We start from the raw sequence: 23,027 nt of genomic DNA, 5'->3' as shown, positions 1-23,027 counted from the left end.
ATGGCTGGCGGCTAGCGGCCGTGGCGGAATTGGCCTACGCGCAGCACTTAGGATGCTGTGGGAGAAATCCCTTGAGGGTTCGAGTCCCTCCGGCCGCACAGCTTCCCGTGAGGGGCTGCCCCGATCAGGGCAGCCCCTCACGGCGTTCCCGGCCGAGCCGCGCGCCACCGGGCTCCCCCGCCGCCGACTGACCGCATCACCCTCACCTCAGCCCAGCAGCTCCCGCACCACCGGCACCAGCTCGCGGAACGCCTTGCCGCGGTGGCTGATCGCGTTCTTTTCGGCGGGGGTGAGTTCGGCGCAGGTGCGGGTCTCGCCGAGGGGCTGGAGGATCGGGTCGTAGCCGAAGCCGCCGGTGCCGGCGGGCTCGTGGCGCAGGGTGCCCTCCAGGCGGCCTTCGACCACGCGTTCGGTGCCGTCGGGCAGGGCGAGGGCCGCCGCGCAGGCGAAGTGGGCGGCGCGGTGCGGGGCGTCGATGTCGCCGAGTTGGGCCAGCAGGAGGTCGAGGTTGGCCTGGTCGTCGCCGTGCCGGCCGGCCCATCGGGCGGAGAAGATGCCCGGTGCGCCGCCGAGGACGTCCACGCACAGCCCCGAGTCGTCGGCGACCGCGGGCAGCCCGGTGGCCCGGGCCAGCGTGTGCGCCTTGAGCAGGGCGTTCTCGGCGAAGGTGACGCCGGTCTCCTTGACGTCCGGGATCTCCGGATAGGCGTCGGCCCCGACGAGTTCGACGTCGAGGCCGGCGGCGTTCAGGATCGCGTGCAGTTCGGCGACCTTGTGGGCGTTGCGGGTGGCGATGATCAGGCGTGTCATGCCTCCGATTATCGGGCCCACCACGCACCGCCCGACGCGCGCGGTGCGTACGGCGCACCCGGCCCGCCCGCCCGTGCCGATCCCCGCCCCGTCAGCCGGGCCCCAGGCCCCTCCCCCGGGTCAGCCCGGCTTGCAGGCGCCGGTGAGTTCTCTGCCGGCGTCGGCGACGGGGGAGAAGTCGGGCTTCTCGCCGTTCTTGGCGGCCTTGGCGACGTTGTCGACGGCCTGGTCGAGGTGGTCCAGGGCCTTGTCGATGTCGGGGTTGTCGGTCTTCTTGTCGAGTTCGTCGATGTTCTTGTTGATCTCGTCCAGGGCCTCGTCGGACTTCTTCTCGTTGCCCGTGCCCTCCATGACGGCGCGCTTGAGCAGCGCCTGCTGGAGGTCGTCGATGTTGTCGGATATGTCGACCGCGAGCTCCGCGCAGTCGACGGCCTTCTCGACGTCGTCCTTGTCGCAGCCCACCATCAGCGGCACGGCCAGCGAGACGGCGGCTACGGCGGTGATGGCGGTGGTGATGCGGCGGCGCATGGCCATGGGACGGGCCCCTCCCCAGCGGGTGTGCACGGGGCCGACGCTGCGGGTTCCCGTACCTGACACCCCACTAAACGCCACTGCGTACGGCGAGGGTTGCTCGATGGGCGAGGACCGGCCAACGGCGCGATCCGGGGCCTGCGTCGGGGCCCACCCCCGGGCCCGTGCCGAGCGTCCGCCTCGGGTCCCGCACCGGGCCGGCCCCGGGACGAGGGGCCGGGGACGACGGGCCCGACCGAGGGCCGCAGACCGGGACGCCCCCAGGACGGGGGGCCGGGGACGGCGGGCCGGGATCCGCCACCCGTTCCGCCACCCGATCCGCGTGCCGGGCGGTGCGGACGGCGGGCGGCCTGCCGCCCGGGCGGCACAAACACCACAAGCACCACAAACAGCTCGGCCGACGGGGGCGGCCCCAGTCAACCCAACCAGCCCGACCACCGGGACCAACCCAGTCAAGCCAGCCAACCCCAACGCCGGGACCAACCCAACCGCCGGGCCAACCCAACCGCCGGGCCAACCCAAGCAACCCGAACGGCGCGGGCGGCACGGGCGGCGCAGCCCGCCCCGCCGCCCCCCCTACGAGCCCTACGCCCCCTCGCCCGTTTCGGCGAGCGCCGCGCGCTGGATGGTGTCGAGTTCGGCGCAGCCGGCTGCGGCCAGGTCGAGGAGGCCGTTGAGTTCGGTGCGGGCGAAGGGCTCGCCCTCGGCGGTGCCCTGGACCTCGACGAAGCGGCCGTCGCCGGTGCAGACCACGTTCATGTCGGTCTCGGCCCGTACGTCCTCCTCGTACGCGAGGTCGAGCAGCGGGACGCCGTCCACGATGCCGACGCTGACGGCGGCGACGGTGCCGGTCAGCGGCTGGCGGCTGGGGCGGATGAGCTTCTTGCCATGGGCCCAGGCGATGGCGTCGGCGAGGGCGACGTAGGCGCCGGTGATGGCGGCGGTGCGGGTGCCGCCGTCGGCCTGGAGGACGTCGCAGTCCAGGACGATGGTGTTCTCGCCGAGCGCCTTGTAGTCGATGACGGCGCGCAGCGAGCGGCCGATGAGGCGGGAGATCTCGTGGGTCCGGCCGCCGATCTTGCCGCGGACGGATTCGCGGTCGCCGCGGGTGTTGGTGGCGCGCGGCAGCATCGCGTACTCGGCGGTGACCCAGCCTTCGCCGCTGCCCTTGCGCCAGCGCGGCACGCCTTCGGTGAAGCTCGCGGTGCACAGCACGCGGGTGTCGCCGAAGGAGACGAGGACGGAGCCTTCGGCGTGCTTGCTCCAGGAGCGTTCGATGGTTACGGGGCGGAGCTGTTCGGGCGTGCGGCCGTCGATGCGAGACATGGGGCCGACCCTATCGGCAATGCGGCGGGCCTCGTTCCGTGCGGCGTTCCCGTGCTGGGTGCCGCTGGTACGAGGCCCGCCGTGGGCCCGCCGGGTGGTGTCCGCCGCCCGTGCCGGTCGCGGGGGCCGGTGCTGCCGGTCGCGCCGGCTGCCGGTCGGACCTGGGGTCGGTCGGACGGGTGCCGGTGGGGTGCGCCGGGGTGGGGTCGTCGGTCAGTGGCCGGGGTGGGCCGGGGAGCGTACGCCGGTGGGGGCGTGGCTCACATCATGTCTTCGATCTCGGCGGCGATGGGGTCCGCGTCGGTGCCGATGACGACCTGGATGGCGGTGCCCATCTTGACGACGCCGTGCGCGCCGGCGGCCTTGAGGGCGGCCTCGTCGACCAGGGAAGCGTCGCTGACCTCGGTGCGGAGGCGGGTGATGCAGCCCTCCACCTCTTCGATGTTGTCGAGGCCACCGAGCCCGGCGACGATCTTCTCAGCCTTGCTGGCCATGTCCACTCCTGATTTCTCGGCCCTTCGGCGGTCCCGCCGAGCGTTTTTCATACCGTAACGCACGTTCAGACCAACTTCGCGGGCATATGTCCGTTACTTAGCGAAGGATGGCGATCATCGGCGCGGTGCGGGCGTACCCATGCCGCGACGACATGTGGTCTACACCAGTATGCGGCAACGGCCGGTGCCAACTGCCGCCGGGAGGACGGTCATGAGCGTCAGTAGCGCGGCGGCCCCGCGGAAGAGCTGGACCTCGTCCTTCTTCCAGAGCTTGCAGAAGCTCGGCCGCAGTCTCCAACTCCCCATTGCGGTACTGCCCGCGGCGGGCATCCTCAATCGGCTCGGCCAGAAAGACGTCTTCGGCTCGGACGGCCTGGGCTGGGAGAACGTGGCCAAGGTCTTCGCGGGCGCGGGCGGCGCGCTGCTCGACCCGTCGATCGGGCTGCCGCTGCTGTTCTGCGTGGGCGTGGCGATCGGCATGGCGAAGAAGTCGGACGGCTCCACCGCGCTCGCCGCGGTCGCCGGCTTCCTCGTCTACCACAACGTACTGGCGCAGTTCCCGGACGACGGCGAGCCGCAGAACCCGGGGGTCTTCGGCGGCATCGTGCTCGGCATCGTGAGCGCGTACGTGTGGCAGCGCTACCACCGCACCAAGCTGGTGGACTGGCTGGGCTTCTTCAACGGCCGACGGCTGGTGCCGATCCTAATGTCGTTCGGCGGGCTGCTCTTCGCGGTGCTGTGCCTGTGGATCTGGCCGCCGGTCGGCGATGCGCTGGTGAACTTCAGCGACTGGCTGACCGGGCTCGGCTCGTGGGGCTCGGGGCTGTTCGGGGTGGCCAACCGGGCGTTGCTGACGGTGGGCCTGCACCAGTTCCTCAATACCTTCGTGTGGTTCCAGTACGGGGAGTACACGGCGCCGGACGGCAAGACCTACCAGGGCGACATCAACCGCTTCCTCAACGGCGACCCCAGCGCCGGCATCTTCACCTCCGGGTTCTTCCCGATCATGATGTTCGCGCTGCCGGCGGCGGCCCTGGCGATCGCGCACTGCGCGCGGCCCGAGCGGCGCAAGGAGGTCAGCGGCATGATGCTGTCGGTCGGCCTGACGTCGCTGGTCACCGGCATCACGGAGCCCATCGAGTACTCCTTCCTCTTTGTGGCGCCGGCGCTGTACGCGGTGCACGCGGTGCTGACGGGCGTGTCGATGGCGGTGACGTGGGCGCTCGGCGTGCACGACGGGTTCAGCTTCTCGGCCGGCCTGATCGACTACCTCATCAACTGGGGGCTGGCCACGAAACCGTGGCTGATCATCCCGATCGGGCTGTGCTTCGCGGTCGTCTACTACGTCCTCTTCCGCTTCCTGATCATCCGCTTCGACCTCCAGACGCCGGGCCGGGAGCCGGATGCGGAGGAGTTGGAGAAGGAGAACGTGAAGTAAGGGGAGAACGCGCGGGAAGGGGTGCGCGGCTGCGCGTCGGGCGGGGCGCGCAGCGCGCGGACGGGAGCGGCACGGGCGACCGCGAGCGGCACGCGCAGACCGGAGGGGCATGGGCGGCGAATTCCGCCCCGCGAGACCCGAAGAATCCCCGCCGGAGGCGGCCCGCGCGTTCCGATACCACACTGACACCCGGTCGTTATGTGGCCGCTCAACCGGTGCGCGGGGGCCGGATACGTGCCCGATTTGGTGGGCCTGTGCCCACCGGAGCCGGTTCCTCCGGGGTGCGGGCGGTGTCGATACCCCGTCGGCCGCCCGGGGCGGGCCCCGTCGGGTGACCGGGGGCCGCTGCGCCGCCCGTCGACCTTATGCCGCGCATACCGTACGCTCACCGCGACGGTCGGGCCCCACGCCCGTACGCCATGGCGCCGCGCGCTCGCGTAGGGCGGCCGGATGCCTTGCTCGACCCGTACATCGCAGCGAAGACGACACCTTTCCGGGTGTCCGTGCGCCCCTTGGACCCGCCCTTCGCGGGCCTTCGCACACGGCCCCGACAAGGGGTCTCACGGGCATGCCCACACGGCCGGACCAGTGATCGCTCCTAGTCACTCTGGGTGGTCCAGTCCACTGAAAATTGGTGATTCCTTTCCCTGGTAGGCCCGTGCTAAAAATGGTCTAAACCACTTAGGTGGATAAGCCAGGAAGCGGGCATTCCCCCTGAGAGCCCGCCTCACCAGGAGGAATCCCATGAGTACGGCCACCGCCACGGCGGGCCCCGCAAAGAAGCGGGGCGCAGGCGCCATCCAGGGCATGCAGAAGATCGGCCGAAGCCTTCAGCTTCCGGTGGCCGCCTTGCCCGCCGCCGGCATCCTGAACCGGCTCGGCCAGGACGACGTCTTCGGCAAGGACGGGCTCGGCTGGAACAAGCTCGCCGAGATCTTCGCCCACGCCGGCAACTCGCTCTTCGACAACCTCGCGCTGCTGTTCTGTGTGGGTGTCGCGATCGGTTTCGCGAAGAAGGCCGACGGCACCACGGCGTTCGCCGCCCTCGTCGGTTTCCTCGTCTACAAGAACGTGCTGACCGGCTTCGTCAGCGACGTCACCGGCAAGCCGCAGGACCCGGGCGTGCTCGGCGGCATCGTGGTCGGCATCACCGCGGCCGTGCTGTGGGAGAAGTACCACCGCACCCGGCTGCCCGACTGGCTCGGCTTCTTCAGCGGTCGCCGCTTCATCCCGATCCTGATGTCCTTCGCGGGCCTGATCTACGGTGTGGCGTTCGGCTACGCGTGGGCCCCGATCGGCGACGGCCTGAACAACTTCGCCGAGTGGCTCTCGGGCAACGGCTCGATCGGCTCCGGCATATTCGGCCTGGTCAACCGACTGCTCATCCCGGTCGGCATGCACATGCTGCTGAACTCCTTCGCCTGGTTCCAGTTCGGTGACTACACCGCGAAGGACGGCACCACCTACAACGGCGACATCGCGCGCTACTTCCACGACGACCCGTCGGCCGGAATGTTCATGACCGGCTTCTTCCCGATCATGATGTTCGCCCTGCCGGCCGCCGGTCTGGCCATCGCGCACTGCGCCCGCCCCGAGCGCCGCAAGGCCGTGATGGGCATGATGATCTCCATCTCGCTGACCGCCTTCGTCACCGGCGTCACCGAGCCGCTTGAGTTCTCCTTCATGTTCCTCGCCCCGGTCCTGTACGGCATCCACGCCGTCCTCACCGGTGTCTCCATGGCGCTGACCTGGGCGCTCGGCATCCGCAGCGGCTTCACCTTCTCCGGTGGCCTCTTCGACTACCTGCTCGGCTACTCGCACAGCGAGAAGGCCTGGTTGATCATCCCGATCGGCCTGGTGTTCGCGGCGATCTACTACACCGTCTTCCGCTTCGCGATCCTCAAGTTCAACATCCCGACCCCGGGTCGCGAGCCTGAGGACTCCCTCGACGACGCCGCCGCCGAGGCCGCCGCGGAGGCCGCGGCCGAGGAGCGCAAGCAGGCGCGGAAGGCGGCCAAGGCCGAGCGTGCCGCTGAGGTGCCAGCGCAGGCCGCGGCCGGCGATACCGACACCAAGACCGGTAGCGACGGCAAGAGCGCCACGTAACGACGTCCATCCCCAAGGCGCTGGTCCACCCCCCGGTCCAGCACCCCGAAGGTCCCCGAACCGTCCGCGGTTCGGGGACCTTCGCTTTGTGCGGTGAGCCGTACGAGACGGGCCGGTACGGGGCCGGCCGCGCGGGCGGGACGGGCCTGTCGGCACGGCGTACGCGGCAGTGCGGGTGGCCCCGCCCCGTGCGCCGTGCTCACAGCTCGTACGTCGCGCCCGCCTTGGCCAGCTCCACCGGGCCGTCGAACGCGGCCTGCGCGTCCCGCAGGTTGACCTGCGGGTCGGTCCACGGCGGGATGTGCGTGAGCAGCAGCCGTCCGACGCCGGCGCGCTCCGCGTGCACCCCGGCCTGGCGGCCGTTGAGATGCAGCTTGGGGATGTCCTCCTTGCCGTGCGTGAACGCGGCCTCGCACAGGAAGAGGTCACAGCCGAGGGCGAGCTCGTGGAGCGCGTCGCAGGGGCCGGTGTCACCGGAGTAGACCAGTGACCTGCCGCCGTACTCGATGCGGAAGCCGAACGCCTCCACCGGGTGGCAGACCCGGGCGGCGTGCACGGTGAACGGCCCGAGCCTGAAGGTGCCGGTGCCCAGCGTGTGGAAGTCGAAGACCTCGCGCATGCACTTCTCGTCCGGCACGTCGTCGTACGCGGCGATCAGTCGTCGCTCGGTGCCCTCCGGCCCGTACACGGGGATGGCGCCCGCCCGCCCACCGTCGTACCGGTAGTAGCGCGCCACGAAATAGCCGCACATGTCGACCCAGTGGTCGGCGTGCAGATGGGAGAGCACGACGGCGTCGAGGTCGTAAAGACCGCAGTGGCGCTGGAGCTCGCCGAGGGCGCCGTTGCCCATGTCGAGCAGCAGCCGGTAGCCGTCGGCCTCGACGAGATAACTCGAACAGGCCGATTCCGCGGAGGGGAACGACCCCGAGCATCCGACGACGGTGAGCTTCATGAAGCAGGAACCTCCTTGGGGGTGCGCCGCGCCGAAGTTCCCAGCCCTCGGCATGGGGAACCCCAGGGGGCGGAGACCGGGGGGTCATGCGGTGCCCACGAGCGTAAGGCGCGAAAGGGCCGGTCGCTCCTCCACCCACACGCGTTGTGTGCGATGTCACCGGTAAGGGCGCGGGCGTTCGAGAAGGGGGCACGACTCGGGCGCCGCCCCGCCCCGCCGCGTTCGAGGGAGGGGAACGAGTCGGGTGCCGCCCCGGCCCGTCCGCTTTCGGGGAAGAGGGCGCACCTCATCCCCCGCCCACCCCGCACGGCCGGTGCCCGGCTCCCCCGCCACCGCCCACTCCAGCACCGCCCGCCGCCCCGGCAACCACTCCGCCCCGGCACCGCCACCCCCGCCACCGGGCCCCGCCCGGTACGCGGCAGACGACGGCGGCGGCCGGGGTGGGTCCCCCGGCCGCCGCCGTCGTCTGCCGTGCTGGTTGTTGGTCGCTGGTGGTGGTGGGGCGGTTACGCCCAGAGCTGTCCTTGCAGCGTGGCGATGGCCTCTTCGGTGGTGGCCGCCGTGTACACGCCGGTGGACAGGTACTTCCAGCCGCCGTCGGCGACCACGAAGACCACGTCCGCGCTCTCGCCCGCGCGCTGTGCCTTGGCGGCGACGCCGAGCGCGGCGTGCAGGGCCGCGCCGGTGGAGACGCCCGCGAAGATCCCCTCCTCGGCGAGGAGTTCCCTGGTGCGGCGCACCGCGTCCGCGCTGCCCACCGAGAACCGGGTGGTGAGCACGGACTCGTCGTAGAGCTCCGGTACGAAGCCCTCGTCGAGGTTGCGGAGCCCGTAGACCAGGTCGTCGTAGCGCGGTTCGGCGGCGACGATCTGGATGCCGGGGACCTGCTCGCGCAGGAAGCGGCCGGCGCCCATCAGGGTGCCGGTGGTGCCGAGCCCCGCCACGAAGTGGGTGATCGAGGGGAGGTCGGCGAGGATCTCGGGGCCCGTGGTGGTGTAGTGGGCGCCCGCGTTGTCCGGGTTCCCGTACTGGTAGAGCATGATCCAGTCGGGGTGTTCGGCGGCGAGCTCCTTGGCGACCCGTACGGCCGTGTTGGAGCCGCCGGCGGCCGGCGAGGAGATGATCTCCGCGCCCCACATGGCCAGCAGTTGGCGCCGCTCGTCGCTGGTGTTCTCGGGCATGACGCAGACGATGCGGTAGCCCTTGAGCTTGGCGGCCATGGCGAGCGCGATGCCGGTGTTGCCCGACGTGGGCTCCAGGATCGTGCACCCCGGGGTCAACAGGCCGTTCTTCTCGGCCTGTTCGATCATGTGGAGCGCGGGGCGGTCCTTGATCGAACCGGTCGGGTTGCGGTCCTCAAGCTTGGCCCAGACCCGCACCTGGTCGGACGGCGAGAGCCGGGGCAGCCGGACCAGCGGCGTGTTGCCGACGGCGTCCAGCGGGCTGTCGTACCGCATCAGGCGGCGTCGGTCGGGTCCGGTGCGCCGCCGGCGACGGCGGGCAGGATGGTGACGCTGTCGCCGTCGGTCAGCTCGGTGTCGATGCCGCCGAGGAAGCGCACGTCCTCGTCGTTGAGGTAGACGTTGACGAAGCGGCGCAGCTCACCGCCGTCCACCAGGCGGTCGAGGATGCCCGGGTGCCGGGTTTCGAGGTCGGCGAAGAGTTCCTTGATGGTGGCTCCGCTGCCGTCGACCTTCTTCTGGTCTTCGGTGTAGGTGCGGAGGATGGTCGGGATGCGGACCTCGATGGCCATGGCGGGGTGCTCCTGTCGGAGTGCGGGGGCGGGATGTCGACTGAACGGCACGCGGCTGCGCGTGGACGTACGGCGCGGGGGTGCGGACGAGCGGGCCGCGAGGATCAGGCGGCTGCGCGCGGCTGACAGATGGCGCTGGCGAGGCGGCACAGGTCGACGTGCAACCGCGCCACGAGCAGCGGGCCCGGGGCTGCGACTGGCTGCGCGCGGGTCACCCCCCGGCGGTTCGCGGCGTTCACGTCATGGACAACCATGCGCTCATCGTATCGATTCCCGCTCGGGCATCGGATAGCCCGTCTCGCATGGCGAAACGTTGCATCACGCCATGTGAGATGAGATCCGTCCCGCGCCCCACCCCGCAGCCCCCAGGGGCCCGCTCAGTACGCCTCGACGACCCGTACTTCTTCCTCTGTGACCACACCGTCCACGATGCGGAACGAACGGAACTGGAAGGGCCCGGCGTCGTCGGTGTCGGCGGTGGAGACCAGGACGTAGTGCGCGTTCGGCTCGTTCGCGTACGAGATGTCGGTGCGCGAGGGGTACGCCTCGGTCGCGGTGTGCGAGTGGTAGATGACCACCGGGACCTCGTCGCGGTCGTCGAGGTCGCGGTAGAGCCGCAGCAGGTCGCCCGAGTCGAACTCGTAGAACGTGGGCGAGCGGGCCGCGTTGAGCATCGGGACGAACCGCTCGGGACGGTCGCTGCCCTCCGGACCGGCGAGCACGCCGCATGCCTCGTCGGGGTGGTCGGCGCGGGCGTGGGCGACGATCTGGTCGTGCAGGGCCTGGGTGATGGTCAGCATGGCGACAGCATAAGGAGACGGTCCCGGCGGTGGTACGGGCCCGCTCGGGGCGGGTGCGGGGCCGGCGCGGACCGGGGCGGGGCGGGTGCGGACGCGCCGCCGGGCCCGGCCCGTACCCGCTGTGGGGTACGGGCCGGGCCCGGTCTGACGCGCCTACCTGCGTGTGCGTGCGGTCAGCCGCTGCTGCTCGACGCGCCGCCGTCAGCCGCGGAGCCGCCGTCAGCCGCGGGGCCGTCGCCGGTGGAGCCGGTCGGCTCGGTGGCCGCCGGGTCCGCGGCGGCGTCGGTCCCGCCGTCGGCCGACTTGCCCGCGGCCTTCCCGGTCGACGCGGACGTCGCGGTGGCCTGCGCGGCCGGCTCGTCATCGCCCCAGTCGGCCGTGGCCGCGGCCATCGAGTAGTCCTTGCGCGCGAGCGCCTCCGGGTTGCGCAGCTTGATCACGTAGTAGCCGACGGTGAGGATGATGGCCCAGATCGGCGCCGCGTACAGCGAGACCCGGGAGTCCTCGTCGAAGCCCATCAGCACGATGACCATGAAGAGGAAGCAGAGCGCGAAGACGCTGGTGTACGGGGCGCCGGGGGCCCGGAACTCGGACTGCGGCAGTTCGCCCCGGTTGGCCTTGGCCCGGTACTTGAGCTGGGACATCAGGATCATGATCCAGGCCCACATGCCGGAGATGGTGGCGAAGGAGACCACGTAGTCGAACGCCTTGGACGGCCATTCGTAGTTGATCCAGACGCCGACCATCATCAGCGCGGCGGAGACGCTGGTGCCGTAGAGCGGCAGGCCGTTCTTGGTGAGCTTGGTGAAGTACTTCGGGCCCTGGCCGTTCAGGGACAGGTCGCGCAGCATCCGGCCGGTGGAGTACATGCCGGAGTTACAGGAGGAGAGCGCGGCGGTGAGCACCACGAAGTTCACGATGCCCGCGCCGGCGGGCAGTCCGATCTTGGCGAAGGCCGCCACGAACGGACTGGTGTCCGGGACGAATTCGGTCCAGCTCACCACCGAGAGAATGATGATGAGGGCGCCGAGGTAGAAGACGGCGATGCGCCACGGCACCGTGTTGATCGCGCGTGGCAGGGTCTTCCGCGGGTTGACCGATTCGCCCGCCGTGACGCCGACGAGTTCGACGGCCAAGAAGGCGAACATCACGATCTGAAGGGTCATCAACGTGCCGTCGATGCCCTTGGGGAAGAAGCCGCCGTCCGACCAGAGATGGCTGAACGAGGCGGTGTCACCGGCGTCGGAGAAACCTATGGTGATGACGCCGAAGCCGATCAGGATCATGCCGAGAATGGCGGTGACCTTGATCATGGAGAACCAGAACTCCAGCTCGCCGAAGAGCTTGACGGAGATCAGGTTGGCGCCGAACAGCACTATGGTGAAGGCCAGGGCTGACACCCATTGCGGGATGTCCTCCTGCCAGTACTGCACGTACTTGGCTGCGGCGGTGACTTCCGTCATGCCGGTGACGACCCAGAAGATCCAGTAGGTCCAGCCGGTGACGAACCCGAAATACGGGCCGAGGAATTCTCGGGCGTACTCGGAGAAACTTCCTGACACTGGGCGGTACATGAGGAGTTCGCCCAGTGCGCGCATGATGAAGAAGATGACCACGCCGGCGATGGCGTAGGCCAGTATCAGACTGGGGCCCGCCTTGGTGATGGCCTTTCCGGCGCCGAGGAAGAGCCCCGTGCCGATGGCGCCACCAATGGCGATCATTTGGATCTGCCGGGCCCCTAGACCACGTTGGTAACCCTCGTCGGCCGTGACCCCAGCGGTCTCGCTACCGTCATCGTTCCGCGTGTCGACCTGCGCTGAGGTCATAGGTGGTGCGCCTTTCTCCATACCGACCCGGATCGTCCGGATCGGGTCCCGATCCCCCCGGATGGAGTCCTGCACGCCGACGGTCGGCCGGCACAGCGCTCCCGCCGCGACAGGGGTGGCGTCGCGGACGGCAGGTCGTGAAGATTTACCATGAGCCACGACCTGATCAGTAGATACGTGTGCGACTCGCGTCACGAGAAAAGTAGGACAAAAAGCAGGACAGTGTTCGATACCCACCGGCGCGGTAATGGGATCGTTATGCGGATTTGAGCCTTCGTTGAGCGAACAGCAAATCCCGCCGTATCCCGACATACCCGCCGCCCAGCTCGCCGGGCTGACTCCCGTACGCCGAACTTCCCGATTCGAACAGCGGTCACGACTAAGCCGTCGCACCGCCGGAAGCTTTCCTTCCGACAGTGAAGGTCAAGCCGGGAATCGGCCGGAGTGCCGGCCGCTTTGGTCCGGCCCTCGCTTTCGGCCACTCCACATCCGGCGCTGGAGGCAATAATTCCGCCAAATGGAGCGGCTCCACGGGAGTCGTGGAACGCATTCACGGGAGGCCCGGGGACGACCGGGCGAAAGGCGCACTCGACCGCACAACGCGGGAGTGGGCGAATTCGTCCCCGCAATCCGGCTGCTGGCCCCTGCGGGGCGCGTACGGGCCGGGGCCACTGTCGGGTGCGGCGACCGGGCGACCCGGGCCGGGCCGGGGGCCGTACGGGCGTCGGGGCGCGGTGCGCGGCGGACGGGGTACGGGGAGCGGGGAACAGCGGGCGGGGGCGGCGCACGGCGGGGCGGGGACCGCTCAAGGCCCCCGCCCCGCCGGCCGTCCGGTGCCGCGCTAGGCCATCAGCGTGTCGATGAGCGACTCCTGCATGCCGCCCAGCCACAGGTACGCCATCACCATCGGCTTGCGCGGGTCGGAGTCCGGCAGGTGGTAGAGCTCGCCCGTACCGTCATCGTCGTCGGAGACCTCAAGCCGGGCCCCGATCGCGAGCCGCAGGTCGTTCAGGGCGCCGAGCCACTGCCGGGAGGTGGCCGGATTCAGCTCAAGGACGGCGCCTTCCGCGGCGTCGGCGCCGAGCCCGTCCAGGCTCCGCACCATCGCCAGCGCGTCCTCGCGCTTGCGGGCCCGCAGGTCGTTCTCCGTGAAGCGGCGGAACTCGGCGGCGGCGGCCCGCGTCGGCTCGTCGGCGACCGCGCCGGGGCCGCCGTAGGCGTCGGGGAAGAGCCGGGCGAGCGCCGGATCGGTCGGCGGGGTGCTGGGCCCCTCGGCGAAGAGCGCGGCCAGCGGGTCCTCGTCGGCGGCGGCCTCGCCGGGCCCGATCAGTTCGAGCAACTGGACGGCGAGGCTGCGCAGGATGGAGACCTCGACCTCGTCCAGCGCCACGGCCGCGCCGCCGCCGGGCAGCGCCTCGAAGTGCCCGGCCATCAGCGGTCCTGCTGGAGGGTCGCCCACAGGCCGTACCCGTGCATGGCCTGCACGTCGCGCTCCATCTCCTCGCGACTGCCGCTGGAGACGATCGCCCGCCCCTTGTGGTGCACGTCCAACATCAACCGATGCGCCTTGTCCTTGGGGTAACCGAAATAGCTCTGGAAGACGTACGTCACGTAACTCATGAGGTTCACCGGGTCGTTGTGGACCACGGTCACCCACGGCACGTCCGGCTCGGGGACCTCGACCGGTGCGTCGCTCAGCTCGGGGCGTTCGATCTCGGTGGGGGCCACGCTGAGCACCGGATGCGGCACGGTGCGTACGGCGACGGGTGGACGGGGTTGGGCGCTCACCTGCCCCATGCTGCCACCCGGCGTGGCCTGGCGCACAAACGGCCCTAGAAATCGTCACTCTGACGAATAACGGGGGTAGCATCCCTGCCAACCGCTCCACCGAGATGCGAGGTACGCCCCCGTGAACGCTGGGAATGCCGTGACCGCCGGAAACACCGGCCAAGACGTGAACACCGACGACGCCCCCGCGGCGGGGCGTGCCACGACCGCCCCGAACGCCGCGGACCTCGGGCTGCCGGTCGCCGTGCCGTCGACCGCGCTCTTCACCGACCGGTACGAGTTCACCATGTTGCAGGCGGCGCTGCGCGGCGGCACCGCGGGCCGCCGCTCGGTCTTCGAGGTCTTCACCCGACGGCTGCCCGAGGGCCGCAGGTACGGGGTGCTCGCGGGCACCGGGCGGGTGCTGGACGCCGTGGAGAACTTCCGCTTCGACAGCGACGTCCTCGGCTTCCTCGCCGACCAGCGGATCGTGGACGACACCACGCTGGACTGGCTGGCCGACTACCGCTTCTCCGGCGACATCCACGGCTACCCCGAGGGCGAGGTGTACTTCCCCGGTTCGCCGGTGATGCGCGTCGAGGGCAGCTTCGGCGAGGCGGTGCTGTTGGAGACGGTGATCCTGTCGATCCTCAACCACGACTCGGCGGTGGCCGCAGCCGCCTCCCGGATGGCCGTCGCCGCCGGCGGCCGGCCGCTGATCGAGATGGGCGCCCGGCGCACCCACGAGCTCTCGGCGGTCGCCGCGGCCCGCGCCGCGTACGTCGGCGGCTTCTCGACCACCTCGGACCTGGCCGCCGGGTTCCGCTACAACATCCCGACGGTGGGCACCAGCGCGCACGCCTTCACGCTGCTGCACGACACCGAGCGGGACGCGTTCACGGCGCAGGTCGCCGCGCTGGGCAGCGGCACCACGCTGCTGGTGGACACCTTCGACGTGGCCGAGGCGGTGCGCACCGCGGTGGAGATCGCCGGCCCGGACCTCGGCGCCGTCCGGATCGACTCCGGGGACCTGCTGCTGCTCGCGCACCGGGTGCGCCAGCAGCTCGACGACCTGGGCGCGACGGCGACCAAGATCGTGGTGACCAGCGACCTGGACGAGTACGCGATCGCCTCGCTGGCCGCGGCGCCGGTGGACGCGTACGGGGTGGGCACCCAGTTGGTCACCGGCAGCGGCCACCCCACGTGTTCGATGGTGTACAAGCTGGTCGCCCGCGCCGGCTCGGACGACCCGGCGGCGCCGCTGGTGCCGGTCGCGAAGAAGTCGATGGGCGGCAAGACGTCCATCGGCGGGCGCAAGTGGGCCGCGCGCCGGCTGGACGCCGACGGCGTGGCCGAGGCCGAGGTGGTCGGCTCGGGCCCGGTGCCGCCGGAGCTCGCCGACCGGCAGCTCCAGGTGGAGCTGGTCCGCGGCGGCGAGGTCGTCGGCCGCGAGCCGCTGGACGCGGTGCGCGACCGGCACATCGAGGCCCGCGCCGGCCTGCCGCTGTCCGCGACGCAGCTCTCGCGCGGCGAGCCGGTGCTGCCGACGGAGCACGTGTAGGGGCCGTGCGAGGCGCGCGTGAGGTCCGCGCGAGGTCCGCGCGAGGCCGCGCTTGGGTCGTGCACACGGCCCTCGCGCGCGGCCCCGCGCGGAACCCGCGTACGGCTCGCACCAGGCCCCGTGGGGCCCCATGCGCGCGTGACGCGCGCGCGGGGCCTTGGCACGGTGCGGCGGGGGGTGCGCCTGGGGCGGCACGCGTACGGGGCGGCCAGGGGGCGGTACGGGGCGCGAGCGCCGGCTTGTGCGCCGGAGGCCCCGGAGGTGCCATACCGCTGGCCGGGCCCCGTATCCGCTATGCGAACAACCGCTCGTGCGGAGGACGGGCGCCGCGCCCACGTGTGACGAGCGGTGCACCCGGGAAGACCAGGGGCGCGCCCACCGACCGCCTCACGGCACCCGTACTCCCGTGCGACGCGCCCGGCGTCCTCCCTCGCCGACACCGGACCGACGTGCACACTGTTTCCTCCCCGTCCCCCTCCGGAAGGCACGCGCCATGTACCGGGCACTGATCGTCATCGATGTACAGAACGACTTCTGCGAAGGCGGCAGCCTCGCCGTCCAGGGCGGCGCCGACGTCGCCGCCGCCATCACGGACCTGATCGGCGAGGCAGGTCCCGGCTACCGGCACATCGTCGCCACCCGCGACTACCACATAGACCCCGGCGACCACTTCTCCGACCAGCCCGACTTCGAGCACTCCTGGCCGGTGCACTGCCTGGCCGGCACCGAGGGCAGCGGCTTCCACCCGAACTTCGCGCCGGCGGTCGCGGCCGGTTCGCTGGACACGGTCTTCGACAAGGGCGCCCACTCGGCGGCGTACAGCGGCTTCGAGGGCGCCGACGAGAACGGCACGCCGCTGGCCCGCTGGCTGGCCGAGCGCCAGGTCACCGAGGTGGACCTGGTGGGCATCGCCACCGACCACTGCGTCCGGGCCACGGCCATCGACGCCCGGCGCGCCGGCCTGGAGACGCACGTCCTGCTCGACCTGACCGCCGGCGTCGCCGAGCACACCACCGAGCGGGCCCTGAAGGAGATGCGGGCGGCCTCGATCCGCCTGACCGGCACCCCGGTGCTCCGCTCGGCCTGACGCCGGGACCATCCGCCCAGCACCATCCGCCCGCCGGCCCCCGCCCGGCAGCCCCGGCGACCACGGCCCGTGCCGGTCCCGGGCCAGCGCGTCATGGGATCGCTCCCACGCCGGCCCCGCTGCGGCCCCGATGGCGTACGGGTCAGGCCGGGGCCGCCGGGGAGCGCAGGGCCGTGCGCAGCAGGGCCCGGATGGGGTGCCAGGACTCGGTGTCGTCGTCCGGGGCGGCGCGCCAGACCAGCCCGTCGGGGTGGTGCAGGACGGCCGTGACCTCGTCCGGCGTCGGGGGTTCGGCGTTGCCGCGCAGGTAGACGGCGCGCAGCCCCAGGTTCCTGAGCCGGGTCAGGGCGCGCTGCCGGTTGGCCGCGTGCACCAGGATGCGCACCCGCGGGCCCATCGCCGCGGCCCCGCTCAGCGCTCCGGTGCGCATGAATGCGCTTTCTGTCCCAGCCGCCACAGGCCCCCCAGAGGCCACACCGACCCCGAGGGGACGGCCGCCACCCCCGCCGCCCGGTGTGCCGGCTCCGTGACGCAGCGTGCCGCCCGACCCCGCGCCCGGCGCCTGGCCGAACGGGCTGGGCAGCGAGACCGCCACGACCACATCGCCGCCCGGAAGCTTGGTGAATCCACCGCCTGCCATGCTCTCGATCGCCCCCTGAGACGTCGTGTCAGCAAGAAAACTCGTAGGGGCATCTAAACGCGAATCGGCCGCCGCCCGCTAGGGGCGACGGCCGATACCGCTCTGACCTGCGACTATGTCACTTCTTGCCGGAGGGGCCGACGTGGACGATCATCGTCGAGCCGTCCCAGGCCTCGTGCAGGATGCTGATCCGGGTGTTGGTGTCAGGAACCTGAACGCCACCGGTCGGGTTGGTGTCGTACCAGTAGGTGCCCTTGCGGTCGTCGAAGACCGGCACGCCGCGCTTCGACTTGACCTTCGCGGCCTTCCCGTCCTTGTGGAGGGTGTAGCCGTCGGTGCGGAAGTGACTGAAGGTGGAGTCGTACGCCTGGAAGCGGTTGCGCATCAGGGTGCCGTCCGCCCACTTCTCGGGCTTGGCGTGGGCGTCGATCGGCAGGATCTGGCCCTTGCCCGGGTGCACGCTCACGTTGTTGTCGGGCTGCGAGGTGTCCCACAGCCAGATCAACAGGCCGTTCTGGTACGGGTAGTGCTCGACCCAGCCCGGGCGCGAGGTGGCCCAACCGAAGTTGTACGGGCCGACCTTGAGGGTCTTGTCGTAGCTGACGTACTGGCGGTTCTCCGCGATGTAGTACTGCGGGTACTCCTTGGTGAGCGAGTCACCGATGCGCGAGAAGCCCTTGCTCGTCCAGCCGTTGTCGTCGCCCTCGGCGCCGTCCGTGAAGAGCGGCTTGCCGTCGGCGGTGACGCTGATCTCGTCGGCCGTGAAGCCGAGTTGGGCGGCGCCGCCGTCGGTCTGGTAGCGGAAGCGCACGTCGATCTTCTTGCCCGCGTAGGCGTCCAGCGAGAAGGAGAGCTTCTTGTACGTCTTCGAGACGCCGGTCAGCGCCGGCTTGTCGCCGCCGTCGCGCGGGATCTGCTTGCCGTCGGCGGTGCCGTCCACGGGCGTCCAGTTGGTGCCGTCCGTGGAGACCTCGGCGTACAGGTAGTCGTAGTTCTCCTCGATGTCCCACCAGCCCTGGAGGTCGAGGGACGCCTTGGACTTGCCCGTCAGGTCGACCGGGCGCGACAGCGTGTTCTTGAGGTCGTTGCCCATGCCGCTCCACCACTGCTTGCTGCCGGCGGCGGGCGTGACGACCTTGGTGGTGCTGGTCTTGGAGGGCAGCTCGACCACGAGCGCCTGCTTGTCGCGGGTGTTGTACTCGGCGACGCCCAGCTTGTGGGTGGACCGCGTGGCGGCCTTGGCCTGGGCGTAGTTGAGCCAGCCCAGCTTCAGCTTGTCCCAGGCGTTCATGTCGCCGGGCAGGTCACCGATGGAGTCCTTGCCGGTGCCGAGCCAGGAGCCGGCCGACATCAACGACCAGAAGGCGACGGAGGATTCGCCCTGGTTGGTGGTGTCGTACTCGTCCGGCAGGCCGAGGTCGTGCCCGTACTCGTGGGCGAAGACGCCGAGGCCGCCGTTCTCCGGCTGCATCGTGTAGTCGCCGACCCAGATGCCGGAGTTGCCGATCTGCGCGCCACCGGCCTTGTTGTCCGCCGGGCCGGTCTTGCCGTTGTCCGTGCCGTACGCGTACCAGCGGTGCGCCCACAGCGCGTCGGTGCCCTGGACGCCGCCGCCGGCCGACTCGTCCTCACCGGCGTGCACGATCTGGAAGTGGTCGATGTAGCCGTCGGGCTCGTTGAAGTTGCCGTCGCCGTCGAAGTCGTACCGGTCCCACTGGTCGTACTTGGACAGGTCCGCCTTGATCTGGGCGTCGGTGCGGCCGGCCGCCTTCTGGTCCTCGGCCCACCGGGTCACGCCGTCGCGGATCAGGTCCCAGGCGTTGGAACAGTTGCTGCTGCCGCAGTAGTTGGAGCCGTAGCGGGCCTCGTTGTAGTCGACCTTGACCCAGTCGGAGACCTCGCCCTCGACCGAGTAGCGGCCCGAGGACTGCCTCTCGTAGTACTTCTTCAGCGATTCCTTGTTCTTCGCCGTCGAGAAGTACAGGTCCTCGAAGTGCTTGCGGTTGTAATCCGACTGCCAGGCCGTGCTGTTGTCGTTCTTGCGGTCCGGCTTGGCTATCTCGTTGTGCGCGGGGCCCGGGTCGCCGCCGTACTTCTTGACGGGGGGCTTGGGGCCGTCCGGGCCGTCCGGGTCGTAGGTGGACTCGTTGTCCACCTTGGTGCCGAACTCGACCAGAATCGTAAAGATCTTGTCGGTCTTCTCGCGGCCGAGCTCCACGTACTTGCCCCGGCCGAGCTTGACGACCTGCGAGCCACCGCGGCGTTCGGCCTTGGCCTCGCCGGAGATGACCTGCCGCAGCGCGTCCTCGCGCTGTGCTTCCTGCTGCTTGCTGAACGGGCCCGCCAGATCGTGGTCGACGCGCTTGGCCGGCGCCGCCGGGTCGTTCACCTGCGTCTCGGCCGCCGTACCAGGAGCGCCGTTGCGGTCACTGGCCTGAGCCGCTCCCACGGTCAGCGCGCCCGCACCGAGCGCGCCGATCACCGTGGCTATGGCGATGGGTCTCATCGCCCTCCGTTGTCTCTTCACCTGTGCACTGCCTCCCCAGTCAAGATGAGTGTCGCTATTTGACCGGAGTGAATGAAGAAAAGACAGATCTTGACTTGAACACGCCAGCCGAGTACTTTTTCTGCTTTTCGCACGCGGCAAGGTGAACGCCAGCGAAAGCGAAAGCTGCGTGGGTTACGGCCCGTTCGGGACCCGCCGGACCGGCGGCAGGCCGGCGAGCCCGACAACGGCCGCCACGGAGGGGAGTCGTACGGGGCACGGCACGGGGTACGGGGTACGGGCACGGGGCACGCGCGATGCGGGCGTGGCCGTGCCCCCGAGACCAGCCCCGAGCTGCGGCCGGCACCCCAGCGCCCCGGCACCCCACCGCGTGACCGGCACGCGCCTTATGGAACTGTCAACAGGCGCACGCCCTACGGGTATTGATGGCGTGAATGATTCCGTGCGCCTCTTGCGCACCGGCACCGTGCGTCAAGTCACGCTTACCGGGCGCCGCCCCGGGGCATCCAGGACCGTAGGATTTTTGCCGCTACCACTCCGTGATGCCTTGCCCAGAGATCCGTAGGGTGCTGCTGCGTTCGGCTGCGTCCGCTGCGTTTCTCCTGGGCTCCGCCGACCTCGCCCGAGCCCTTCGGGCCCTCCCCCAGTCCTTCCGAGACCCCCCGAAGCCCCCCACGGTTCTCCGCGCTTCCCTGTCGTCTTCCTGAGGACGGATTACTCCCATGCCGCGTCCGACCCCGGCACAGTTCGGCTACGGTTCGGTGGCCGTCATCCTGTCGACCCTCGCCATGCTGCTGCTCTCCGAGGTGCGTTCGGGCCCCGGGGTGGCGGTCATCGCGGTGGCCGGCCTCGCGGTCGGCCTGCTCGTGGCCATGACCGTGCCCATGCACCGGACCGCGACGGCGACGGCGGAGGACGAGCCGGGCCGGCCCTCGCCGGTCGCCCCGCTCCCGCTGCCCCGCCCCGAGCCCAGGTCCGGCGAGCACACCCTGCGCAGCTAGCGCACGCCATCGCTGCCGCATCCCCACACGGCAGCGGCCGGCCCGGGCGATCCCGGGCCGGCCTCTGCCGTGTGGGGCGGGGTCCCGCGCGTGCGGGTTGGGGCTCGGCCGTCGCCGGGCCACCCCGGCGGTCAGCGCGCCTCGACGACCACCGTCTTGGCCGCCCGGTCGTGCAGGCACTGGTGGAAGGGCTTGTCCCAGAGCAGCCACAACGAGTTGAGCAGCCAGAACAGCGGCCCGATCGCGATCGGCTGGGCGACGCCGGGCAGCGCGTACACCGCGGCCCTGGTCCAGCCCTTGGCGCCCGGGACGTCGCCGTCGGCCAGCATCGCCACCCGGATGCGGGCGGCCTTCTTGCCGAGCGTCTGGCCGTCGCGGGCGAGCATGAACCCCTCGTACGCGAAGTAGACGATGAAGGTGATGACCGCGCTGAGGGCCGACTTGGCGACGTCCGGGTCCTTCGGGTCGTCCATCGCGGACTTCAGCGCACCGGTGGCCGTGAGCGCGAGCGTCCAGATGACGCCGAGGATCAGCGTGTCCAACAGCCGGGCCAAGAACCGCTGGCCTGCGGTGGCCAGCGGAGCCATCCCGGCCGGGATGCCGGGGGGCTGCGTCATGGGGTACGGAGAGTGCGGTGCCCCGTACGGGGGCGGCGGCTGGTTGGCGCTCATGCCCCCGATTACATCAGCGCGCGCGGCGGGCGCCCAGATCGGGCCCGGCAATACCCATGAGGTCGTTACCCATCGGAAATCTACGCCGCCGGACGAACCGTCCGATATCACTCCGGGTGCCGGTACCGGCACGCAGGCGCGCGACGGGGCGGGGCGGGCGGGTGCCGGGCGACGGGTGGCTGTTGACGGACAGGCAGCAGCGGGCGCTACTCGGTCGAGACGACCACGGTCTTGCCCGCCTTGTCGTGCAGGCACTGCCGGTAGGGCCGGTCCCAGGTGCACCACAGCACGTTGACCAACCAGAAGACGAAGCCGCAGCACGGCACGATCTGCGGCAGCGCGTAGGTGCCGGCCCGGTACCAGCCCGGCTGGCCGACCGGGTTCGCGCCGTCGCTGAGCATCGCCACCCGAAGCTTCATCAGCTTCTTGCCGACCGTCTGGCCGCGGCTGGTCAGCATCAGCCCCTCGTAGACGAAGTAGATGAGGGCGAAGACGACCGAGGTCGCCGACGACTTGGCCGTGTCGTCCGGGTCGGTCGGGTCGTAGCCGCCGAACGACAGCAGCATGATCACGCTGACCGGGATCGCCACGATGAGCGCGTCCACGATCCGCGCCACCAGCCGCCGCCCGAGCCCGCCGAGCGGCGGCATCCCGGCGAGCGGATCGGCCGCGCCACCGTAGGGATCACCGCCGTACGGGTCGCCCCCGTACGGCGGCTGCCCACCGAAGCCTCCCCCGCCGAAGCCGCCGCCGGGCTGGTCGCCGTACGGACCGCCGGGGGCGCCGCCGGGCGGGCCGCCGTACGGGGAGCCGCTGCCCGGCGAGCCGTTGTACGGGCCGCCGCCGGTCGGTGGTCCGGTGCCGGGGTGCCCCTCGGACGGGGGCTGCTGCGGCGGTTTGCGCAGCGGATCTTCGCGCGGGGGCTCGCCGGAGCCGGGCGGTGGCTGGTCGGTGCTCATGGCCCGAGTCGAACCCGCGGCCCGCCCCGCCGCATCCGGCGGGCGCCGTTCGGGTGACCTGGCGGTAGCCGTGCCGGCGTCCACCGGAGGCCGCCGGCGCCGCTACCGCCCGGTCACCCCGGCTTCGAGGCCACGAACGTACGGGCCGCCTTGTCGTGCCAGCACTGCCGCCAGGGACGGTCGAAGAGGCACCACACCACGTTGACCACGCCGATCACCAGCAGTCCCAGCAGGCCGTACACCAGCCAGCGGCGCAGCGCGGCGAGGAAGGTCGGGTGGTCGTGGTCCTCGATGTCCAGGACGCGTACGCCGCACAGGAGCTTGCCCAGGGTGCGGCCCCACCGGGCGGTGGGCAGCGCCTCGTAGACCACGCCGAGCAGCAGCAGGGCCGCCACCACCAGGCCCAGGTAGAGGCCGGTGGTGCCGTCCAGGAGGTAGACGGTGACGGTCTCGCCGGTCTGCTTGGCGGCCTCCACCTTCTCGTCGACATGGTCCTTCGCCTTGGTCCACAGCGGGAAGGCGACCGCGCCGACGAGCCCGCCGAGGACCACCGTGTCGATCAGCCGGGCGGCCAGCCGCCTGCCGAGCCCCGCCGGCCGGCCCTCGGCCTGCGCCGCGCTGAGGAACGGGTTGTCCACCGGCGGCTTCCACGGGATCAGGTCGTCGATCCCGGCCGGCGGCGGGCCGGCGGCCGACGGCTGGGCCAGGTCGTGGACCCGCTGCGCCCAGTCGCCCGGCCCGGCGGCGCCCGGCGTCCCGGGCGCCGGCTGCCCGACGGGCGCGCCGGGCTGGGCCGCGG

Annotated in this window: 22 protein-coding genes and 1 tRNA gene; 6 read left to right on the top strand and 17 right to left on the bottom strand. The window is 71.0% G+C overall.

Features of this window, described 5'->3' with window-relative positions:
* Positions 1-14: 14 nt before the first annotated feature.
* A tRNA-Leu gene (locus ACMA1D_RS28185) sits at positions 15-98 on the top strand.
* A 109-nt stretch (positions 99-207) separates the two neighbouring features.
* Here the strand turns inward: ACMA1D_RS28185 and rdgB are convergent.
* The 4 genes from rdgB to ACMA1D_RS28165 form a co-directional block, all read right to left on the bottom strand.
* Positions 208-810, bottom strand: a complete 603-nt coding sequence (gene rdgB, locus ACMA1D_RS28180) for an RdgB/HAM1 family non-canonical purine NTP pyrophosphatase (RefSeq protein ID WP_414726809.1) — start codon at positions 808-810, stop codon at positions 208-210.
* Positions 811-930: 120 nt separating this feature from the next.
* A complete protein-coding gene (locus tag ACMA1D_RS28175) occupies positions 931-1,344 on the bottom strand; it encodes a hypothetical protein (protein WP_414726808.1) in 414 nt (137 codons plus the stop codon).
* Between the two features lie 582 nt (positions 1,345-1,926).
* Positions 1,927-2,667 carry a ribonuclease PH gene (rph, locus tag ACMA1D_RS28170; RefSeq protein ID WP_414726807.1) on the bottom strand — a complete coding sequence of 247 codons (741 nt, stop codon included), beginning with the start codon at positions 2,665-2,667 and terminating at the stop codon, positions 1,927-1,929.
* 260 nt (positions 2,668-2,927) lie between these two features.
* Positions 2,928-3,212 (bottom strand): PTS glucose/sucrose transporter subunit IIB, encoded by a 285-nt coding sequence (locus ACMA1D_RS28165; RefSeq protein ID WP_349994996.1) that lies wholly within the window; start codon positions 3,210-3,212, stop codon positions 2,928-2,930.
* Positions 3,213-3,372: 160 nt separating this feature from the next.
* Here ACMA1D_RS28165 and ACMA1D_RS28160 point away from each other — a divergent pair, with 160 nt between their 5' ends.
* A complete protein-coding gene (locus ACMA1D_RS28160; RefSeq protein WP_414726806.1) occupies positions 3,373-4,599 on the top strand; it encodes a PTS transporter subunit EIIC in 1,227 nt (408 codons plus the stop codon).
* Positions 4,600-5,343: 744 nt separating this feature from the next.
* A complete protein-coding gene (locus tag ACMA1D_RS28155) occupies positions 5,344-6,705 on the top strand; it encodes a PTS transporter subunit EIIC (protein ID WP_414726805.1) in 1,362 nt (453 codons plus the stop codon).
* A 199-nt stretch (positions 6,706-6,904) separates the two neighbouring features.
* Here the strand turns inward: ACMA1D_RS28155 and ACMA1D_RS28150 are convergent, their stop codons facing one another.
* The 8 genes from ACMA1D_RS28150 to clpS all read right to left on the bottom strand — a co-directional run bounded on the left by ACMA1D_RS28150 (position 6,905) and on the right by clpS (position 13,773).
* Positions 6,905-7,657 (bottom strand): MBL fold metallo-hydrolase, encoded by a 753-nt coding sequence (locus ACMA1D_RS28150; RefSeq protein ID WP_414726804.1) that lies wholly within the window; start codon positions 7,655-7,657, stop codon positions 6,905-6,907.
* A 506-nt stretch (positions 7,658-8,163) separates the two neighbouring features.
* The gene (locus tag ACMA1D_RS28145) at positions 8,164-9,114 is read right to left on the bottom strand and encodes a cysteine synthase (RefSeq protein WP_349997332.1); all 951 of its coding nucleotides are present in this window, start codon (positions 9,112-9,114) and stop codon (positions 8,164-8,166) included.
* Positions 9,114-9,410 carry a MoaD/ThiS family protein gene (locus ACMA1D_RS28140; RefSeq protein WP_414726803.1) on the bottom strand — a complete coding sequence of 99 codons (297 nt, stop codon included), beginning with the start codon at positions 9,408-9,410 and terminating at the stop codon, positions 9,114-9,116. Before ACMA1D_RS28140 ends, ACMA1D_RS28145 begins: the two co-directional genes overlap by 1 nt.
* A gap of 104 nt (positions 9,411-9,514) precedes the next feature.
* On the bottom strand, positions 9,515-9,664 hold the full coding sequence (locus ACMA1D_RS28135) for a putative leader peptide (protein WP_414726802.1): 150 nt from the start codon (positions 9,662-9,664) through the stop codon (positions 9,515-9,517).
* A 123-nt stretch (positions 9,665-9,787) separates the two neighbouring features.
* Positions 9,788-10,210 (bottom strand): Mov34/MPN/PAD-1 family protein, encoded by a 423-nt coding sequence (locus ACMA1D_RS28130; RefSeq protein WP_414726801.1) that lies wholly within the window; start codon positions 10,208-10,210, stop codon positions 9,788-9,790.
* Between the two features lie 173 nt (positions 10,211-10,383).
* On the bottom strand, positions 10,384-12,036 hold the full coding sequence (locus ACMA1D_RS28125; protein WP_414726800.1) for an amino acid permease: 1,653 nt from the start codon (positions 12,034-12,036) through the stop codon (positions 10,384-10,386).
* Between the two features lie 841 nt (positions 12,037-12,877).
* On the bottom strand, positions 12,878-13,468 hold the full coding sequence (locus ACMA1D_RS28120) for a DUF2017 domain-containing protein (RefSeq protein ID WP_414726799.1): 591 nt from the start codon (positions 13,466-13,468) through the stop codon (positions 12,878-12,880).
* A complete protein-coding gene (gene clpS / locus ACMA1D_RS28115; protein WP_414726828.1) occupies positions 13,468-13,773 on the bottom strand; it encodes an ATP-dependent Clp protease adapter ClpS in 306 nt (101 codons plus the stop codon). The genes ACMA1D_RS28120 and clpS overlap by 1 nt, the downstream gene beginning before the upstream one ends.
* Positions 13,774-13,990: 217 nt before the next feature.
* Here clpS and ACMA1D_RS28110 point away from each other — a divergent pair, with 217 nt between their 5' ends.
* Together ACMA1D_RS28110 and ACMA1D_RS28105 are read left to right on the top strand one after the other, a co-directional pair.
* Positions 13,991-15,364, top strand: a complete 1,374-nt coding sequence (locus ACMA1D_RS28110; protein ID WP_414726827.1) for a nicotinate phosphoribosyltransferase — start codon at positions 13,991-13,993, stop codon at positions 15,362-15,364.
* A gap of 493 nt (positions 15,365-15,857) precedes the next feature.
* Complete coding sequence (locus tag ACMA1D_RS28105) at positions 15,858-16,451, top strand: isochorismatase family protein (RefSeq protein ID WP_414726798.1); 594 nt, start codon at positions 15,858-15,860, stop codon at positions 16,449-16,451.
* A gap of 142 nt (positions 16,452-16,593) precedes the next feature.
* Here ACMA1D_RS28105 and ACMA1D_RS28100 read toward each other — a convergent pair whose 3' ends face one another.
* Together ACMA1D_RS28100 and ACMA1D_RS28095 are read right to left on the bottom strand one after the other, a co-directional pair.
* Entirely contained in the window at positions 16,594-16,881 is a 288-nt protein-coding gene (locus ACMA1D_RS28100; protein ID WP_349990016.1) for a hypothetical protein, read from the bottom strand.
* A 328-nt stretch (positions 16,882-17,209) separates the two neighbouring features.
* On the bottom strand, positions 17,210-19,597 hold the full coding sequence (locus tag ACMA1D_RS28095; RefSeq protein WP_414726797.1) for an immune inhibitor A domain-containing protein: 2,388 nt from the start codon (positions 19,595-19,597) through the stop codon (positions 17,210-17,212).
* Between the two features lie 722 nt (positions 19,598-20,319).
* Here ACMA1D_RS28095 and ACMA1D_RS28090 point away from each other — a divergent pair.
* A complete protein-coding gene (locus ACMA1D_RS28090) occupies positions 20,320-20,598 on the top strand; it encodes a hypothetical protein (RefSeq protein WP_414726796.1) in 279 nt (92 codons plus the stop codon).
* A gap of 131 nt (positions 20,599-20,729) precedes the next feature.
* On the opposite strand, the gene ACMA1D_RS28085 is transcribed toward ACMA1D_RS28090, so the two are convergent.
* The 3 genes from ACMA1D_RS28085 to ACMA1D_RS28075 form a co-directional block, all read right to left on the bottom strand.
* Positions 20,730-21,215, bottom strand: a complete 486-nt coding sequence (locus ACMA1D_RS28085; protein WP_414726795.1) for an RDD family protein — start codon at positions 21,213-21,215, stop codon at positions 20,730-20,732.
* Positions 21,216-21,475: 260 nt separating this feature from the next.
* Complete coding sequence (locus ACMA1D_RS28080) at positions 21,476-22,228, bottom strand: RDD family protein (RefSeq protein ID WP_414726794.1); 753 nt, start codon at positions 22,226-22,228, stop codon at positions 21,476-21,478.
* A 113-nt stretch (positions 22,229-22,341) separates the two neighbouring features.
* A partial coding sequence (locus tag ACMA1D_RS28075) for an RDD family protein (RefSeq protein WP_414726793.1) occupies positions 22,342-23,027 on the bottom strand: 686 nt, incomplete at its 5' end.

The sequence above is a fragment of the Streptomyces sp. 796.1 genome (assembly GCF_047525675.1).
GTDB lineage: Bacteria > Actinomycetota > Actinomycetes > Streptomycetales > Streptomycetaceae > Streptomyces.
This window is presented reverse-complemented; position numbering and strand designations above follow the sequence as displayed.